General features: G+C 61.6%; 14 protein-coding genes and 1 other RNA gene. All 15 read right to left on the bottom strand.

Translation table 11 applies throughout. From position 1 onward, the window contains the following. Positions 1 to 18: 18 nt before the first annotated feature. The 15 genes from murB to ASD32_RS14815 all read right to left on the bottom strand — a co-directional run bounded on the left by murB (position 19) and on the right by ASD32_RS14815 (position 16,689). Positions 19 to 993 (bottom strand): UDP-N-acetylmuramate dehydrogenase, encoded by a 975-nt coding sequence (gene murB / locus ASD32_RS14885; protein ID WP_060638815.1) that lies wholly within the window; start codon positions 991 to 993, stop codon positions 19 to 21. Then, complete coding sequence (gene murC, locus ASD32_RS14880; RefSeq protein ID WP_060638814.1) at positions 990 to 2,405, bottom strand: UDP-N-acetylmuramate--L-alanine ligase; 1,416 nt, start codon at positions 2,403 to 2,405, stop codon at positions 990 to 992. The genes murB and murC overlap by 4 nt, the downstream gene beginning before the upstream one ends. Continuing rightward, on the bottom strand, positions 2,402 to 3,526 hold the full coding sequence (murG, locus tag ASD32_RS14875; protein ID WP_060638813.1) for an undecaprenyldiphospho-muramoylpentapeptide beta-N-acetylglucosaminyltransferase: 1,125 nt from the start codon (positions 3,524 to 3,526) through the stop codon (positions 2,402 to 2,404). The genes murC and murG overlap by 4 nt, the downstream gene beginning before the upstream one ends. Positions 3,527 to 3,547: 21 nt before the next feature. After that, complete coding sequence (gene ftsW, locus ASD32_RS14870; protein WP_060638812.1) at positions 3,548 to 4,702, bottom strand: putative lipid II flippase FtsW; 1,155 nt, start codon at positions 4,700 to 4,702, stop codon at positions 3,548 to 3,550. A 60-nt stretch (positions 4,703 to 4,762) separates the two neighbouring features. Beyond that, positions 4,763 to 6,154 carry a UDP-N-acetylmuramoyl-L-alanine--D-glutamate ligase gene (gene murD / locus ASD32_RS14865; RefSeq protein ID WP_060638811.1) on the bottom strand — a complete coding sequence of 464 codons (1,392 nt, stop codon included), beginning with the start codon at positions 6,152 to 6,154 and terminating at the stop codon, positions 4,763 to 4,765. A gap of 6 nt (positions 6,155 to 6,160) precedes the next feature. Continuing rightward, positions 6,161 to 7,261, bottom strand: coding sequence for a phospho-N-acetylmuramoyl-pentapeptide-transferase (mraY, locus tag ASD32_RS14860; RefSeq protein ID WP_060638810.1), 1,101 nt, complete (start codon positions 7,259 to 7,261; stop codon positions 6,161 to 6,163). A gap of 122 nt (positions 7,262 to 7,383) precedes the next feature. Then, complete coding sequence (locus ASD32_RS14855) at positions 7,384 to 8,817, bottom strand: UDP-N-acetylmuramoylalanyl-D-glutamyl-2,6-diaminopimelate--D-alanyl-D-alanine ligase (protein ID WP_060638809.1); 1,434 nt, start codon at positions 8,815 to 8,817, stop codon at positions 7,384 to 7,386. Between the two features lies 1 nt (position 8,818). Then, complete coding sequence (locus tag ASD32_RS14850; protein WP_060638808.1) at positions 8,819 to 10,279, bottom strand: UDP-N-acetylmuramoyl-L-alanyl-D-glutamate--2,6-diaminopimelate ligase; 1,461 nt, start codon at positions 10,277 to 10,279, stop codon at positions 8,819 to 8,821. A gap of 63 nt (positions 10,280 to 10,342) precedes the next feature. Beyond that, complete coding sequence (locus ASD32_RS14845; protein ID WP_060638807.1) at positions 10,343 to 12,088, bottom strand: penicillin-binding protein 2; 1,746 nt, start codon at positions 12,086 to 12,088, stop codon at positions 10,343 to 10,345. Beyond that, entirely contained in the window at positions 12,088 to 12,504 is a 417-nt protein-coding gene (locus ASD32_RS14840) for a hypothetical protein (RefSeq protein WP_060638806.1), read from the bottom strand. The genes ASD32_RS14845 and ASD32_RS14840 overlap by 1 nt, the downstream gene beginning before the upstream one ends. A 3-nt stretch (positions 12,505 to 12,507) precedes the next feature. Beyond that, positions 12,508 to 13,533: a 16S rRNA (cytosine(1402)-N(4))-methyltransferase RsmH gene (gene rsmH / locus ASD32_RS14835; protein ID WP_060638805.1), complete on the bottom strand. Its 1,026-nt coding sequence runs from the start codon at positions 13,531 to 13,533 to the stop codon at positions 12,508 to 12,510. Between the two features lie 14 nt (positions 13,534 to 13,547). Continuing rightward, positions 13,548 to 13,988, bottom strand: a complete 441-nt coding sequence (mraZ, locus tag ASD32_RS14830; RefSeq protein ID WP_060638804.1) for a division/cell wall cluster transcriptional repressor MraZ — start codon at positions 13,986 to 13,988, stop codon at positions 13,548 to 13,550. Positions 13,989 to 14,410: 422 nt separating this feature from the next. Further along, positions 14,411 to 14,807, bottom strand: an RNA gene (rnpB, locus tag ASD32_RS14825) — RNase P RNA component class A. Positions 14,808 to 14,877: 70 nt separating this feature from the next. After that, positions 14,878 to 16,068: an FAD-dependent oxidoreductase gene (locus tag ASD32_RS14820; protein WP_060638803.1), complete on the bottom strand. Its 1,191-nt coding sequence runs from the start codon at positions 16,066 to 16,068 to the stop codon at positions 14,878 to 14,880. A 90-nt stretch (positions 16,069 to 16,158) separates the two neighbouring features. Then, positions 16,159 to 16,689, bottom strand: a complete 531-nt coding sequence (locus tag ASD32_RS14815) for a lytic transglycosylase domain-containing protein (protein WP_060638802.1) — start codon at positions 16,687 to 16,689, stop codon at positions 16,159 to 16,161. Between the last annotated feature and the right edge of the window lie 31 nt (positions 16,690 to 16,720).

The raw sequence follows: 16,720 nt of genomic DNA, 5'->3' as shown, positions 1-16,720 counted from the left end.
TATCAGAGCATTGACAGCTCATGCCGTCAGTTCACCCAGGAATTCCTTGACCTCGTAGCCCGGCATGAACGTGCCGATGCGCTTGATTTCCCATTCGAGCGAAATGCCCGAGGTCTCGAACACGCGCTGGCGCACGGTCTCGCCGAGATATTCGAGTTCGTAGCCGCTCGCCTGGCCGGTATTGATCATGAAATTGCAATGCATCGGCGACATCTGCGCGCCGCCGATCATCATGCCGCGGCAACCGGCCTCGTCGATCAGCTTCCAGGCGGAATGGCCGTCCGGGTTCTTGAAAGTCGAGCCGCCGGTCTTTTCGCGGATCGGCTGCACGGTCTCGCGATGCTGGCGCACCGCATCCATGTCGGCGCGGATCTTGGCCTTGTCTTCGAGATAGCCCTCGAAAACGGCATGGGTGAAGATCAGGTCCTTCGGCGCCGAGGAATGGCGGTAGCTGTACCCCATGTCCGCATTCGACAGCACATGCGTATTGCCCCTGCGGTCGACCGCGTGAACCTCGACGACCCGCTCGCGCGTCTCGCCGCCATTGGCCCCGGCGTTCATACGCAGCGCGCCGCCGATCGTGCCGGGAATGCCGTAGTAGAACGCAAACCCGCCAATGCCGTGATCGAGCGTCATCGCCGCCAGATTCTTGTCCGGGCAGATCGCTCCGGCTTTCACGCGCGTCTCTGAAATCAGTTCCACATCGCCAAAACCCTTGGCAGACAGCCGGATGACAACGCCCGGAATGCCGCCATCGCGCACCAGGAGGTTGGAGCCGACACCGGCGACCATGACGGGGACGTCTTCCGGCAGCAATTTCAGGAAGGCGACGAGATCGCCGGCGTCATGCGGCTGGAACATCAGCTCGGCCAGACCACCGGCACGAAACCAGGTCACCCGGTCCATCGGCGCATCCGGCGTCAGACGTCCGCGCAACTCCTTGACGCTGTCCCCGAGCGAGGCCAGTAGCTTTTCACCATTTACCTGTTTCATGCGGAATGTCCTGAAATGCCTGCGAGTTCCTTCGGAAGTGCGGCAGCCCAATAGGTGATGCTGCCAGCCCCCAAGAGAACCACAAAGTCACCCGGTTGTGCAATGGCTGATACAATCGGAGCGATTGCTTCCGGACCTTCGATGAACCGCGCGTCGCGATGGCCACCGGCCTTGATGCGGGAAACGAGTTCCTGTGAATTGATGCCCTCGATCGGATCTTCGCCGGCCGAATAGACCGGCGCCAGAAGGATCGTATCGGCCTCGTTGAAGCAGGCGGAAAAATCCTCAAACAGGCTGTGCAGGCGTGAGAACCGGTGCGGCTGGTGCACCGCGATGACCCGGCCCTGGCAGGCTTCGCGCGCCGCTTTCAGCACGGCCTTGATCTCGACGGGGTGATGTCCATAGTCGTCGTAGACGCGGACATTGTTCCATTCGCCGGTAAAGGTGAAGCGGCGCTTGACGCCGGCAAAGGCGGCCAGTCCCTTGGCGATATCCTCCGGCGAAATGCCCAGGCGCTGGGCAACGGCGATTGCGGCGGTCGCATTGGACACATTGTGGCGGCCCGGCATCGGCAGGCGCAGGTCCTTCATCTGGATCACCTTGCCGGTGCGGCGGCGGCGGATCTCCACATCGAACACGGAGGTGGCGCCATCCATGCGGATGTTGGAAAAGCGCACGTCGGCCTGCGGGTTTTCGCCGTAAGTGATGACCTTGCGGTCTTCGATCTTGGAGACCATCGTCTGGACTTCCGGATGATCGAGGCACATGACGCCGAAACCGTAGAACGGCACATTCTCGACAAACTGACGGAACGCGGCGCGCACGGCATCGAAATTGCCGTAGTGATCGAGATGTTCAGGATCGATATTGGTGACGACGGCAACGTCGGCCGGCAGTTTCAGGAAAGTGCCGTCGGATTCGTCGGCCTCCACCACCATCCACTCGCCCTCACCCATGCGGGCATTGGTGCCATAGGCATTGATGATGCCGCCATTGATGACGGTCGGATCGAGACCACCGGCTTCCAGAAGTGTGGCAACCATCGAGGTCGTCGTCGTCTTGCCGTGCGTGCCGCCAATGGCGATCGCATTGCGGAAGCGCATAAGTTCTGCGAGCATTTCGGCGCGGCGGACCACCGGCAGCAGCTTTTCACGCGCCGCGATCAGTTCCGGATTGCTCTTCTTGATGGCAGTCGACACCACGACCACTTCGGCCTCGCCGATATTCTCCGCCTTGTGGCCGACAAAGACCTCGATGCCTTTGTCGCGCAGGCGCTGGACGTTGGCGCTATCGGCCTGGTCGGAACCCTGGACCTTATGACCGAGATTGTGCAGCACCTCGGCAATACCGCTCATGCCGATACCACCGATACCGATGAAATGAACCAGGCCGATCGTCTGCGGCATTTTCATGAGCGTGTTTCCTTGAACTGTGCAATCGTCGAACCGCTGGCAATAGCTTCAACCATGGCGGCAAGCAAGCGGGCCGCATCCGGTTTACCCGCCTGTTTGGCATTGGCCGCCATCGTGGCGAGCTTCTCCGGGTTGGTCATCGCGCCCGTGAGGATCTTGCTGAGTTTCTCCGCAGACAATTCCGACTGGACGATCACCTTGGCGCCCCCGGTTGCCGCCAGCGCTGCGGCATTGGCCGCCTGATCATGATCGAGCGCATAGGGATAAGGCACCAGGACCGCCGGCCGGCCGATCACGGCGATTTCCGAAACCGTGGACGCGCCGGAACGGCAGATGACCAGATGGGCTCTCGCGATCCGCTCGGCCATATCGGTAAAGAACGGCGCGATATCGGCATTCATCTCAAGCCTGGCGACGCAGCCCTCGACCATCGGCATGTCTTCGGCGCGCGCCTGCTGTGTGATCTTCAGGCGCCGTCTCAAACTGTCGTCGAGAAGGCTGATCGCTGTTGGCACGGTCTTGGAGAAATATTGCGCGCCCTGGCTGCCGCCGAACACGACAAGGCGGAATTCCTCACCCTCGCCGGATGGCTGGTAGGGCACCTTTGCCGCCTCCAGAACCGCCGGCCGCACCGGATTGCCGGTCGTCACAGTCTTCGCCGCATAGGGGCCGTTGGTTTCCGGCAGAAAGCCGCCGGCAATTGCCCGGACGCGGTTGGCCAGCGCCTTGTTGGCGCGGCCCATGACGGCGTTCTGCTCATGGATCATCGAGGGAATGCCGGCGCGCACTGCCGCAAGCAGCGGCGGAATGGTCGGATAACCGCCGAAGCCGACAACCACCTTCGGCCGCACCTTTTTCATGAGACGGCCGGCAACACGGATGCCGGACCAGAGCATCCACAGCGACGACGCCACCTTCAGCGGGTTCTTCGAGCCGATCGTCGCTGAGGGCACGACATGGATTTCATCGGCCGGAAACTTGCCGGCGAAGCGCTCCGCCCGGCTGTCCGTGACCAGATGGATGGAATAGCCGAGCGCCTTCAACTCGTGCGCCAACGCCTCCGCCGGAAACAGATGGCCGCCGGTACCACCGGCGGCGAGCATGATAATGCCTTTGGTCATGTTCAGTCCTTAATCTCCGGCCTATTCGGCCGGAACGCCCATGCCGGAGCGAAACAGGCTGCGCTCGACAGCGCGCTTTTCCGGACGATGGCGGGTCAACGCCAGGATGAACCCCGCCGTCACGCAGATCGCCACCATGGACGAACCGCCGTAGGAGATCAACGGCAGGGTCATGCCCTTGGCCGGCAGCAACTGCAGATTGACGCCGATATTGATCATCGACTGGATGCCAATCTGCAGGACAAGCCCAGCCACGGCAAAACGGTTGAAATCGTTGCGCTCGCGAAAGGCGTGGCTGAGGCCCCGCATGACGAGAAACGCGAAGATCAGCACGATGACCATGCAAAAGACGATGCCGAATTCCTCGGCCGCAACCGAGAAGATGAAGTCGGTATGGCTGTCGGGTATGATCCGCTTGACAATGCCCTCGCCCGGCCCCTGGCCGAACCAGTCGCCCCGGATGATCGCCTGCAGCGCCGTATCCACCTGAAACGTATCGCCCTCGCCGGTCATGAACCGGTCGATACGGCCAGCCACGTGCGGCAGAACCGTATAGGCAACGACCAGGCCGCCGACAGCCGAGCCGCCGAGCACCACGATCCACAGCCACGGCATGCCGGCCATGAAGAACATGCCGCCCCAGACGGCGGTGGTGAGGATCGTCTGGCCAAGGTCGGGCTGCGCGACCAGAAGTGCGGCGACAATGCCGAACAGCAGGATGGCAAACAGGTTGCCGGGAATTTCCGGTTGGCGGGCATGCTCGGAAAACAGCCAGGCACAGACGACGACGAAGGCCGGCTTCATGAATTCCGACGGCTGCACCGACAATCCGGCTAGCGAGATCCAGCGCCGCGATCCCTTGACCTCCGCTCCGAAAAACAGCGCCAGAACCATCATGGCGAGCGACGCCAGAAGCAGGATCATCGCGGTGCGGCGCACCTGGCGCGGCGACATGAAGGAAATGCCGATCATCACGGCGAGCGACGGCAAAAGGAAGGCCGCATGCCGCTTGACGAAATGGAAGCTGTCGAGATTGAGCCGCTCGGCCACAGCCGGGCTTGCCGCGAAGGACAACATGAAACCGATGCCCATCAACAGAATGAAGGTCGCCAGGAAGAACCTGTCGATCGTCCAGAACCAGTCGGCCACGGGGCCACGTTCGGCACGGCTTACCATTTCTTCGTCCCCTTCAACGGCGCGTCCGGCGCCACTATCGCAAAGTCAGGGTCATCGCCCTCAAATCAGCATCGTCACGCCATCGATCGCAGCCACATGGCTCACGAACGCATCGCCGCGCACTTCAAAATTCTTATACTGGTCGAAGCTTGCGCAAGCCGGGGACAACAGGACGGCCGATTGCGATGCCTCGTCGCTGGCCGCGTCCGTTGCGGCATGGGCCACCGCCCGCTCCAGAGTCCCGGAAATTTCGAAGGGAACAGTTTTTCCAAGCGTGGCTGCGAAAGCCGGTGCGGCCTCGCCGATCAGGTAGGCCTTGGCGATCCTTGCAAAGAACGGCGCAAGCGACGCGATCCCGCCCTCCTTGGGCAGGCCGCCGGCAATCCAGTAGATGCGGTCGTAGCTCGACAAGGCGGGTGCCGCAGCATCGGCATTGGTCGCCTTGCTGTCATTGACGAAGACGACATTGCCCTTGCGGCCAACCGGCTGCATCCGGTGTTTCAATCCCGGAAAAGACGACAGTCCGGCCAGAATTTCGCGTTCGGAAACGCCGACCGACAGGCAGGCCGCAATCGCGGCGGCCGCATTCTGCGCATTGTGATTGCCGCGCAAGGTCGCGATACCGTCGAGATCGGCAACGGCTGACGCCAGGCCACCCTCGGCGCGCATGACGCGCGTGCCGTCGGCATAAAGTCCTTCGCCAAGGGCGCGATGGCGGGCGATGCGGATGACGCGGTGCCCGGAAAGCGTCGCCCGGTCGGCGATGGCCTCGGTATAGACGTCATCGACACCAACGATCGCCGTATCGCTGCCTGCAATCAACCGTTCCTTGATGTCTGCATAATGCTCCATGCTGCCGTGCCGGTCGAGATGATCGGGCGTCAGGTTGAGCAGGATGCCGGCAGACGGGTTGAGCGAGGGGGCAAGGTCGATCTGGTAGGACGAGCACTCGACCACATAGAACCGGTCAGCCGCCGGCGGATCGAGCGTCAGAACCGCAGTGCCGATATTGCCGCCAAGCTGCGTGTCGCGGCCGCTGGATTTGAGGATATGTGCAATCAGCGCCGTGGTGGTCGATTTGCCGTTGGTGCCGGTGATGGCGATGAACGGGCAATCCGGTGCATGCGCCCGCCGCTCGCGCACGAACAGTTCCACATCGCCGATGATCTCGACACCGGCGGAATGGGCGAGATCGGCGGTCCAATGCGGTTTCGGATGCGTCAGGGGAACGCCCGGCGACAGAACGAAGGCGGAGAAATCCGCCCAGTTCGCCTGACGGAGATCGCCAGTGCCGATCCCGGCGGCAGATGCCTTGGCGACGCTGTCTGGATTGTCGTCCCAGGCCGTGACATCGGCGCCACCGGCCACCAGCGCCTGCGCGGTCGCAAGGCCCGAACCGCCGAGCCCGAACAGGGCGACCTTTTTGCCGCTGAATGTGGTGACAGGTATCATCGTCTCTTACCGCAGCTTCAGGGTCGAAAGGCCGACCATGGCCAGAATGACCGCGATGATCCAGAACCGGATCACCACCTGGCTTTCGGTCCAGCCAAGCTTTTCGAAATGGTGATGAATCGGCGCCATCAGGAAGACGCGCTTTCCCGTGCGCTTGAACCAGAAGACCTGGATGATCACCGACAGGGTTTCCATCACGAACAGGCCGCCGATGATGACCATGACGATTTCATGCTTGGTGGCGACGGCCACGGCACCGATCAGGCCGCCGAGCGCCAGCGAACCGGTATCGCCCATGAAGATGGCGGCGGGCGGTGCGTTGAACCACAGGAAACCAAGCCCGGCCCCGATGACAGCCCCAAGAATCACGGCGAGCTCACCGGTCCCCGGCACGAAATGAATCTGCAGGTAGTTTGCAAACACGGCGTTACCGGCGAGATAGGCAATCACGCCGAAGGACGCGGCAGCGATCATCACCGGCACGATGGCAAGCCCGTCGAGACCGTCGGTCAGGTTGACGGCATTGCCGGCGCCGACAATCACGAAACCGCCGAACAGGATGAAGAAATAGCCGAGGTTGAGCGTGAAATCCTTCAGGAACGGGAATGTCAGCGATGAGCCGAAGGTCGAGCCCGAGACACCGGCCGAAAGCGCCGTGCGCATCATGAAGTACACGGCGATGCCCGCGACCAGGAATTCGATCCCGAGCCGCGCCTTGCCGGAAAAGCCCTTGTCGGACTGTTTCGTCACCTTCAGATAATCGTCGTAAAAGCCGATGGCGCCGAAACCGAGCGTCACCAGGAGCGTCGAGACGACGTAGACGCTGGAAAGATCGGCCCAGAGCAGCGAGCTACCGACGATACCCGCAAGGATCATCAGGCCGCCCATGGTCGGCGTGCCTGCCTTCTTGAAATGGGTCTGCGGGCCATCCGCGCGGATCGGCTGTCCGCGTCCCTGGCGCACGCGCAATGACGAAATCATCCGCGGTCCGAACAGGAATACGATCAATGCCGAGGTGAACAGGGCGGCGCCGGTCCGGAACGTGATGTAGCGGAACAGGTTGAAGAATTGAAAATGGTCCGCCAGTTCGACAAGCCAGATGAGCATGAGGGACCTTTCCCCAAAGGTTCGTTGCAGATTCATCCATCAGAATCACCTGATGGAAGGATAACTGCGTCCTATCAAAAGTGTCAGCATAGAACAGCGGCGAAGAATGCCTTGTCCTGCCTTTATTCAGCGCGATCCGGACTTGCAGAGGCCGGATATGTCTCAAGAAGAGCCGAAACGATCCTGCCGCAGCCCGTACCCTTCGACGATTTGATCATCACCACATCCCCGGCGGCGATGGCGTCAAGCGCAAATTCCTTCAACTCATCGACCGCCTGGCGGTATTCGACCCGCATGCCTTCGGGCAAAGCATCGCGCAGATGCGCCATGTCTTCGCCCGCAAGCCAGATATCGGTAATGCCGGCCTCGACCAGCGGCGCGGCAAGCCCGGCATGAACGGCACTGGAAGAGGCGCCCATTTCCAGCATGTCGCCGAGAATGGCGATCCTGCGGCCACCGTCCGGCAGAGCCGCATCCTGCAGAAGCGAGATCGCAGCCCGCATCGAGGCGGGATTGGCATTGTAGCTTTCGTCGATCAGGACAAATGTCCCCTGCCCGATGGACAGCCGATGACGGGCGCCGCGGCCTTTCTCAGGCTGAAGCGTTGTCAGCGCGGCAAGTGCTGCATTCATATCCGCGCCGACGAGGCTGACAGCCCCAAGCGCCGCCAGGGCATTTTCGGCAATATGGCGCCCGGGAGCCCCCATCTGGATTTCCAGCGTCCTGCCATCCAGCGCCGCCCACAACACGCCACCTTCGGAACCGCCCGCATATTCGACCATGCGGAAATCGGCTTTCGCGCTGCTGCCGAAACTATGGACATGGGCAACGCCCAGCGCGTTGGCGGTTTTCTCGAGTGCTGCAAACTGATCGTTGTCGCGATTGAGGATCACATGGCCGTCATCGACAAGGCCTTCCATGATTTCAGCCTTGGCTGCGGCGATTTCCTCAAGGTCCTTGAAATTGCCGAGATGGGCGGCTGCGATCGTGGTGATGATGGCCACATGCGGGCGCACCATCTTGACCAGCGGCCGGATTTCGTCGGCATGGTTCATGCCGATTTCGAAAATGCCGAAATCGGTATTTTCCGGCATGCGCGACAGGGTGAGCGGCACACCCCAGTGATTGTTGAACGAGGCGACGGAGGCGTGAACCCGGCCGGATGGCTGCAGCATGTGCCGCAGCATCTCCTTGGTCGTGGTTTTGCCGACCGATCCGGTGACGGCGATGATCTTGGCCGCACTGCGATCGCGCGCAGCACAACCGAGCCGCACCATGGCATCCAGCACATCATCGACGACGATCATCGGCGCGTTGAGCCGCCCGAGCGCCGGAAGCTTGGCTTCGCTGACAACCAGCAGCGTTGCGCCATTGGCCATCGCGATACCCGCATAGTCATGACCATCGACCCGGTCGCCCTTGATGGCGAAAAAGGCCTCGCCCTTGCCGATGGACCGGCTGTCGATGGAAATGCCGGTGATGCCCGCAGGCAGATTGCCCATCGGACGGCCATGCATGGCCGCCATCAGATCGCTTGTGGTCCACAGAAAGTTCAAATCAATGACCTCCCAATGCCTTGCGCAGTTCGGCGTGATCGGAGAACGGCAAGGTGACGGAGCCGATGGTCTGCCCCTCCTCATGTCCCTTGCCCGCAACGATCAGCGTGTCGCCCGATTTCAGCATATCGACGGCAGCCTGGATGGCTTCGGCGCGGTCGGCGATCTCGGTGGCGCCCTTGGCCGCAGCCATGATTTCACTGCGTATGACGGATGGCACTTCCGAGCGCGGATTGTCGTCGGTCACGATCACGACGTCGGCCAGCCGCGTGGCGATCTCGCCCATGATCGGGCGCTTTCCCTTGTCCCGGTCGCCGCCACAGCCGAACACCACGATGACGCGGCCGGTGGTGAATGGGCGAACCGAGGTCAGGACGTTTTCCAGCGCGTCCGGCTTGTGGGCATAGTCCACATAGGCAAGCGCGCCCTCCTTGGTGTGCCCGACCAGTTCAAGGCGGCCGGACGCACCCTGCAGCTTTTCAAGCGCCGCCATGGTCGCCCTGGCGCTGACGCCGGTCGACATGGCAAGCCCGGCCGCAACCAAAGCATTCGAGATCTGGAAATCGCCGGCCAGCGGCACATGCACTTCGAAAATTTCGTCGCCGACATGGATCTCGGCAATCTGCTTGTGACGGAAATGCTCGACGCGTTTCAGCGACAGGTAGTCGCCCTTGCGGCCGACGGTCAGCACCAGATGCCCGGCAGCCCGTGCCGCAGCAATCGCCTGCCCCGACCAGGCATCGTCGGAAAAGATGACGGCCGGCGAGCCCTTGGGCAGGACTCCGTCGAACAGCCGCATCTTGGCGGCCATGTAGTCCTCGATGGTCGGATGGTAATCCATGTGATCGCGGCCAAGGTTGGTGAACCCGGCGGCGGCAAGGCGTACGCCATCGAGGCGGTTCTGGTCCAATCCATGGCTGGAGGCTTCCATCGCCGCATGGGTGACGCCTGAATCGGCAAGTTCGGCCAGAAGCTTGTGCAGGGAGACAGGATCGGGCGTCGTCAGCGAGCCATAATCGTTGCGGCCCGGCGCGATCACGCCGGTGGTGCCGATCATCGCGGCTGCAAAACCCGCATGCGCCCAGATCTGCCGGGCAAAGGACGCAACCGAGGTCTTGCCCGCCGTACCGGTGACGGCAACCATCGTATCGGGCTGGCGGCTGTAAAAGTTGGCGGCGGCAATCGCGAGCACGCGGCGCGGCGTGAAGGCGGAGAGAACCGGAACCGGCGTGTCACCCGCAGATTTCACGCCTGTGACGACGGCTGCGGCGCCCCGGCTGATCGCCTCGTCGATAAAGCCCTTGCCGTCGGCCTTGCTGCCTGCAACGGCCACGAACAAAGACCCCGGCGCAACCTGCCGGCTGTCGGCGGTGATCGCGGCGATATCGATATCACCGGCCGCATTGTCCAGCTGTGCCGCAATTTCCGGGAAATCCTTCCCGATCAGGTCTTTGATCTTCATGGATGCACTTTTCAGTTATACCGACCCGCCGGGCGGCGAATCCTCAAGATTGTCATTCCATGGTCAATAAGACACAAGCAAGGCAGAACCGTCTTCGCCGAATTTCGGCTCTACGCCGAGAAGCGGCGCCGACCGGCTGATGATGTCATGCACCATCGGCGCTGCCGTATTGCCTGCCAGTGCCGCACCATTGCCCTTGTCGGTCTTCGGCTCGTCGATAAAGGTCAGCACCACATAGCGCGGCTTGTCGATCGGAAAGCCGGCGAGAAATGCGTTGAAGTTGGCATCGTTCGAATAGCGGCCGTTGACGACCTTGTCGGCCGTCCCGGTCTTGCCGCCGACATTGAAGCCGGGCACGCGGGCATTGCGGCCCGAACCGTTGACGCCGTTCCAGCGGAACAGGAAGCGCATGTCGTCGCTGGTGGATTGCTTGATGACCTTGGTGGAGGCCGCCTGCGCCTGCTCGGGCGTACGCGGCAGGAAGGTCGGCTCGATCAGATTGCCACCGTTCAGCAGCGCTGCCCCGGCCACGGCCGTTTGCAGCGGCGTGGTGGAGACGCCGTGGCCGAACGAGATGGTGATCGAATTGATCTTCTTCCATTCGCGCGGCTGGCTCGGCATCTTCACTTCCGGCAGTTCCGTCTGCATTCTGGTCAGCAGCCCGATACGGGTCAGGAATTCCTTGTGACCTTCGATGCCGACAAGGTCGGCCATCTTGGCGGTGCCGATATTGGACGAATACTGGAAGATTTCCGGCACAGTCAGGACCCGGCGCTTGCCGTGGAAGTCCTTGATGGTGAAGCCGCCGATGCGGATCGGGTTGGTCGCATCGAAGCTATCGGTCAGCTTTACCTTACCCGAATCAAGCGCCATCGCCGTCGTAAACGACTTGAACGTCGATCCCATCTCGAACGTGCCGTTCGACATGCGGTTCATCCAGCCTTCCTTGGCGCCATCGGCCGGCTTGTTCGGATCGTAATCGGGATAGGAAACCATGGCGAGAATTTCGCCGGTTGTCACATCCATCACCACGCCACCGGCGGCAATCGAGCGGAACTTGGTCATCGCATCGACGACGACATCGCGCAGGATGTTCTGGACGCGCAGGTCGATCGACAGCTTGACCGGCTCGAGCTTGGCATCGCTGGTCATGCCGATGGCGGCGAGATCGGCAAGCCCCTGGTTGTCGATCCAGCGCTCCATGCCGGCAATGCCGCGATTGTCGACATTGACATGGCCGACAATATGCGAGGCGGTGGCGCCGCCCGGATAGAAGCGGCGCTTTTCCGGCCGGAAGCCGATGCCGGGAATGCCGAGCGCCAGAATTTCGCTCTGCTGCTTCGGCGTCAACTGGCGGCGAAGCCACTGGAAGCGCGATGGGGATTTCAGCTTGTTGTAGATATCAGCGACGTTGAGGCTCGGCAGAACGGTGGAAAGCTGCTCGACGGCCTCGTCGGCATCGACAATCTTGTGCGGCTCCGCATAGAGCGACACGGTGCGGATATCGGTCGCCAGGATTTCCCCGTTGCGATCGAGAATATCCGGGCGCGATGCCATCAGATTATCGGCACGGCCAATGCTGGAGACCATCTCCGGCTGGGCCAAGCCATATTGCACGAGGCGGCCGCCGATGATGCAGTAGACGGCCGTGAAGCTGGCGATCACGATGGCGACGCGGCTTTTCGCCTGGTTACTGGTCCGCTTGCGCGTTCCCTCGAACGGCCGGCCGAGATCGCCCGGATGATTGTTGCCGCCAGCGGAGAAGTGCGCCTTGCTCTTGACGACCATGATGCGGGAGAGAAAGGACATCAGCGCTCCACCGAACCTGTTGCGATATCGTCGGTGTCAGCCACCGGCTTCTTCGATTTGGCATTGCCCTTGGTCTTGGCCTTCGCCAGCCCCATCGCCTCCAGAACATCGGCCGGGGGCGGCAGGTCCGCCCTCAGCATCGGCAATTCCTCGGGCCGGGAAAGCTGGGTCGGATCGGTGGGCGAAAGCTGCAGGTCCTGCTGGTAGACGCCGACCAGCTTCTCCAGCCGGTTCGGCTGCGTCAGCAGCGCCCAGTCTGCCCGCAGGAGATCGATCGTGTCTTCCTCAAGCTTAATGCCTGCTTCGAGCTTGCGCACTTCCTCAAGCTTGTTTTCGGCCTGATGCTTGATCGTGTAGGTGACCGTGGCAGCGGCTGTCATGACGACGATCAGGACGATGTCAAAACTACGCAACATCTCTCAGCCCCCCATCTTTCCAAGGCTTGCAAGGTTCGGCAAATCGAAAATGGATAGGTCATCTGCCTCGGGCGGGGCCTCTGTACGCGCACCGACCCGCATCTTGGCGGACCGGGCGCGCGGATTGCGCGACGCTTCTTCTTCGCTTGCCGCCACCATAGACTTGCCAACTGGTGCGAAGGTTGCCGCGCGTTCATGGGCAATCGGCAGATGCCGCGAGCCCGATGCCTTGCCGGCGCGGTCCTGAAAGAATTTCTTGACGATCCGGTCTTCCAGCGAGTGGAACGTGACAACCGTCAGCCGTCCGCCGGGCTTCAGCGCACGTTCGGCCGCAAACAGCGCTCCGGCCAGTTCACCAAGTTCGTCATTCACGAAGATGCGCAGCGCCTGGAAGACGCGCGTGGCGGGATGGATCTTGTCCTTGGCCTTGCGCGGCGTGACCACTTCGATCAGCCCGGCAAGATCACGGGTCGTGACGAACGGCTCTTCGAGACGCCGCTTTTCGATGGCGCGCGCGATGCGGCCCGACTGCGGCTCCTCGCCGAGAAAGCCGAAAATCCGGGTGAGATCGGTGACCTTGGCCCTGTTGACGACATCGGCGGCAGAGACACCGGAAGACGACATGCGCATGTCGAGCGGGCCCTTGCGCTGAAAGGAAAAACCGCGATCCGCCTCGTCGATCTGCATCGAGGAAACGCCGATATCGAGCACGATGCCATCCAGGCCATCGGCCGGGGCGTGCTGCGCCAGATCGGAAAACTGCGACTGAACAAGCGTCAGGCGCCCGGCACTGGCTTCCGCCAGCGGCTGACCGCCGAGAATGGCGGCCGGATCGCGGTCAAGCGCGATCACATCGGCACCGGCAGCAAGGATCGCCGACGTATAGCCGCCAGCGCCAAACGTGCCATCAAGAATGATCTTGCCTGGAGCAATATCCAGACTGGCGAGAACCTCGGGGAGAAGAACCGGAATGTGACGGACCGGTCCGCCTTCGGCATCAGTAAAACCTGTGCCTTGATCCGTCATCATTCCGCCTCTCCACTCTAGCCCGAACGCAGACCTCGCAATCTGTGCTCTTCCCGTGCCGCTGCCTGCGTTTGCGCAAAAACATGCGGCGCCCACAGCTGAAAATGATCCGCCCGCCCCACGAAAGTGACTTCCGTGTCGATGCCGGTGAAATCGCGGATAAAATCCGTGACCATCAACCGGCCTTCCTGGTCGAGCTTCATGAAGACCCCGCCCCCATGAACCAGGAGCGACATCTGATTGGCCTGCGGCGAGAACGGATCCTCGCTGCTGATTTGCCTTTCGAACCGGTCCAGCAAATCCGGACCGCCGGCGCTGATAGCCGGAAAGACGAAATCCTGAAAGCAGTAAAGCTCCCGGATATCGAGCGCCGACAAGACGGAACGAAACATCGAGGGAACAGAAACCCGCCCCTTGGAATCGATCCGGTTTGTCGCATGCGAAAGGAAGCGGTTCATGACACGATACAGCCGTTCCCGGTGGGCACGCCAGCCCCAACAGCCCACACACACCATCAAAAGGACGCGCAACACCCCACAGCCGGGCGACATGCCCGTTCGAAAACCCCTTGCGGAGCACCTCCGAAACTTGCGGTGAGTAGGCTTGAATCAGCCCGTGTGCAGTGCATGACTGGGATAACATGGGACCATATGGGCGTCAATGGGAATTGGTCTATTTGGGCACGCGTCGTCAGCAAATATTGATAGTCTGTTAAGTTTAACAAATGGTTACAAATGCACAGTCAAGACTTTGGATTCACCGGCGAATTCCGCTTCAGTGATTCCATATATATTATTTAAGTAATTTATAATTGATATGGCTATTCAAGCAGATAAGCGATTTTGAAAACCGCCATCCGTAAACTTGAAAAATAAGGGAAATTGCCAGTTGGCCTGTAAGCCGGGTTCTGTATGGCTCCGGCCCGAAAGCCGGAACGTGGCAGCCATTCATCTGGGACAACGCTTGCGCGCTGCCTCCTGCAACCCACCCGGATGACTGACCCGGAAAAGGCCGGAACGCTTGCGCGAACCACGTCATCCCTATTCGGTTTTGCTCCCGGTGGGGTTTGCCTTGCCACCCATGTTGCCATGCGTGCGGTGGGCTCTTACCCCACCCTTTCACCCTTACCTGCCAAGGCAGGCGGTATTCTCTCTGTGGCACTTTCCCTGGGGTCGCCCCCGCCGGACGTTATCCGGCACCGTTTTTCCGTGGAGCCCGGACTTTCCTCCCCCCGCAACCTTTCGGTCCTAGCGGAGCGCGGCTGCCCGGCCAACTGGCACGCGGTGCATAGCCGAGGTGCCAGCCAATTGAAAGCGGCAAAAGCAAAAAGCTGGCAACGGCGTCATCCTACCGGAAGCAGACGGCAAAATCGCTATCGTATTCGCTGGCATCAAGCACGCCATTGAGAAGCAGCGACGCCCCGAGCCGGCCGATCTCGTCCGAACTCTTGGCCGCCGTCCCGTTGCCGCCGGTCAACACGGCGATGCGATCCGTATCGGCAAAGCCGATATAGGGATAACCGTGGCGCGTGAACGTGGTGACGCAAGGGCTCCACTTCAGCGACGCCGGCACAAACGACGGCATGACGCGCGACAGCAAGGCAGCCATATGATCGGCTGCGGACCGGTTGGCCTCGCCCCTGAACCAGGCGCGAACCTCAGGCTCGGAGCCGATATGGACGTCGCTGGGATCGCCACCGATCTTGATATAATGCTTGCCGTCGGGATAAAGAATCGGCGGCAGGAGATAATAGCTCTCGTCCTGCTCGAGCGCCGAGCCGATCAGCGACGGCATTGCCGCAAACCGCTGCAGATCGGCCTCCCCCACCTCGGCAAACAGCACGGTGCGCGCCTTGACGGTCAGATCCAGCGGCCGGGCGAGAAGCGGCCCGGAAATCGAAAATCCCCCGGCAGCGATGATCGCGCGGCCACCCCTGAAGATGGCGCCATCCACCGTCGCGACATTGACGGCGCTGCCGACACGGGCAACGGCCGAAACCTCGGAGCGCACGACCGTCACACCGGCTTTTTCCGCCAGGATGACCTGCGCCTTGACCAGCGCGCGCGGATTGATGTGGCCGGCATTGCGCGGCTCGAACACGCCGCCATAGCCCGCCGGAAACCGGAACCAGGGAAACTGCCCTTCAAGATCCCGCTCGCTGACGAAGGGCGCCTCCACCCCGAGACGGTTGCGGGCGGCAATCACATGGTCGAGCGTATGGTCCGCCCCACCCGGCAAGGGCGCGGCGATCAGGCAGCCGGCCTCGCTGTAGAATTCGACACCGCTCTCTGCCGCGATCTCGGCGTAGCGTTCGATGGACCGCTGCGCCAGAAGCGCCCAGACCGGGTCCGGATCGATCGTGCGGGTGATGCGGCCATTGTCGTAGTGACTGCTGAAGACACCGCCATGGCTTGCCCAGTCTTCCGGCTCGTCCGGCCCGATCAATGCGATCTTGGCGCCGCTGCGTGCCAGGTGCCGGGCAGCCGCTGCCCCCATCATGCCCTTGCCAACAATGATGAAATCGAATGTGTCTGCCATATCGCACCCTTGGAAAATGGTCCTTGCGCAATATCATGGCATCGGCCGGCTGGCACCCGCGAACTGGAAAAAATTCCGGTCTTGGAGAGTTCAGTCGATGATCGCCTGCACCTTGCCGCAATAGCGGCGCGACACCGGGTTCATCTTCTTGGCACCGTGCCCGGCATTGTAGCGCAGGATCGTGCCGCAGGTGAAACCGCCGGACAGTTCATGCGCCATGGCGAGATATTTCATGCCGAACTTGATGTTGGTCTCGGGATCGAACAGGCCGCGCTTGCCGCCGGAATACCCCATCATCCGGGCCGTGGCGGGCTTGATCTGCATGAGACCCACCTCACCAGCACTTCCGCGTGCCTTCGGATTGAAATTGCTCTCGACCTTGATCACCGCATGGGCGAGATCGACGGGCACGCCATATTGCTTGGCATATGTCTGGATCAGGCCGCTATAGGCGGAGGTCTTGAGCGAGGTGACGCCCGGTGCGGGATAACCGGTTGTACGGGTGACAGGCTTGATGGAGGATGTGATGGTCTTGTCGGTGCCCCCGGCATACGACGTTTCAACCCCGGAAAACAGCATGCAGAAGCATGCCGCAGCCGCAGCAAGATGCGATATTCTCATTTAGTTTGAAGTCTCCACTTTCAGGCGCCGC

The sequence above is a fragment of the Rhizobium sp. Root483D2 genome (assembly GCF_001426685.1).
GTDB lineage: Bacteria > Pseudomonadota > Alphaproteobacteria > Rhizobiales > Rhizobiaceae > Pararhizobium > Pararhizobium qamdonense.
This window is presented reverse-complemented; position numbering and strand designations above follow the sequence as displayed.

What these genes read in the sequence shown, in the direction of transcription:
- murB (WP_060638815.1), bottom strand. Translation starts at nt 993, where the DNA reads ATGAAACAGGTAAATGGTGAAAAGCTACTGGCCTCGCTCGGGGACAGC.
- murC (WP_060638814.1), bottom strand. Translation starts at nt 2,405, where the DNA reads ATGAAAATGCCGCAGACGATCGGCCTGGTTCATTTCATCGGTATCGGT.
- murG (WP_060638813.1), bottom strand. Translation starts at nt 3,526, where the DNA reads ATGACCAAAGGCATTATCATGCTCGCCGCCGGTGGTACCGGCGGCCAT.
- ftsW (WP_060638812.1), bottom strand. Translation starts at nt 4,702, where the DNA reads ATGGTAAGCCGTGCCGAACGTGGCCCCGTGGCCGACTGGTTCTGGACG.
- murD (WP_060638811.1), bottom strand. Translation starts at nt 6,154, where the DNA reads ATGATACCTGTCACCACATTCAGCGGCAAAAAGGTCGCCCTGTTCGGG.
- mraY (WP_060638810.1), bottom strand. Translation starts at nt 7,261, where the DNA reads ATGCTCATCTGGCTTGTCGAACTGGCGGACCATTTTCAATTCTTCAAC.
- ASD32_RS14850 (WP_060638808.1), bottom strand. Translation starts at nt 10,279, where the DNA reads ATGAAGATCAAAGACCTGATCGGGAAGGATTTCCCGGAAATTGCGGCA.
- ASD32_RS14845 (WP_060638807.1), bottom strand. Translation starts at nt 12,088, where the DNA reads ATGTCCTTTCTCTCCCGCATCATGGTCGTCAAGAGCAAGGCGCACTTC.
- ASD32_RS14840 (WP_060638806.1), bottom strand. Translation starts at nt 12,504, where the DNA reads ATGTTGCGTAGTTTTGACATCGTCCTGATCGTCGTCATGACAGCCGCT.
- rsmH (WP_060638805.1), bottom strand. Translation starts at nt 13,533, where the DNA reads ATGATGACGGATCAAGGCACAGGTTTTACTGATGCCGAAGGCGGACCG.
- mraZ (WP_060638804.1), bottom strand. Translation starts at nt 13,988, where the DNA reads ATGAACCGCTTCCTTTCGCATGCGACAAACCGGATCGATTCCAAGGGG.
- ASD32_RS14820 (WP_060638803.1), bottom strand. Translation starts at nt 16,068, where the DNA reads ATGGCAGACACATTCGATTTCATCATTGTTGGCAAGGGCATGATGGGG.
- ASD32_RS14815 (WP_060638802.1), bottom strand. Translation starts at nt 16,689, where the DNA reads ATGAGAATATCGCATCTTGCTGCGGCTGCGGCATGCTTCTGCATGCTG.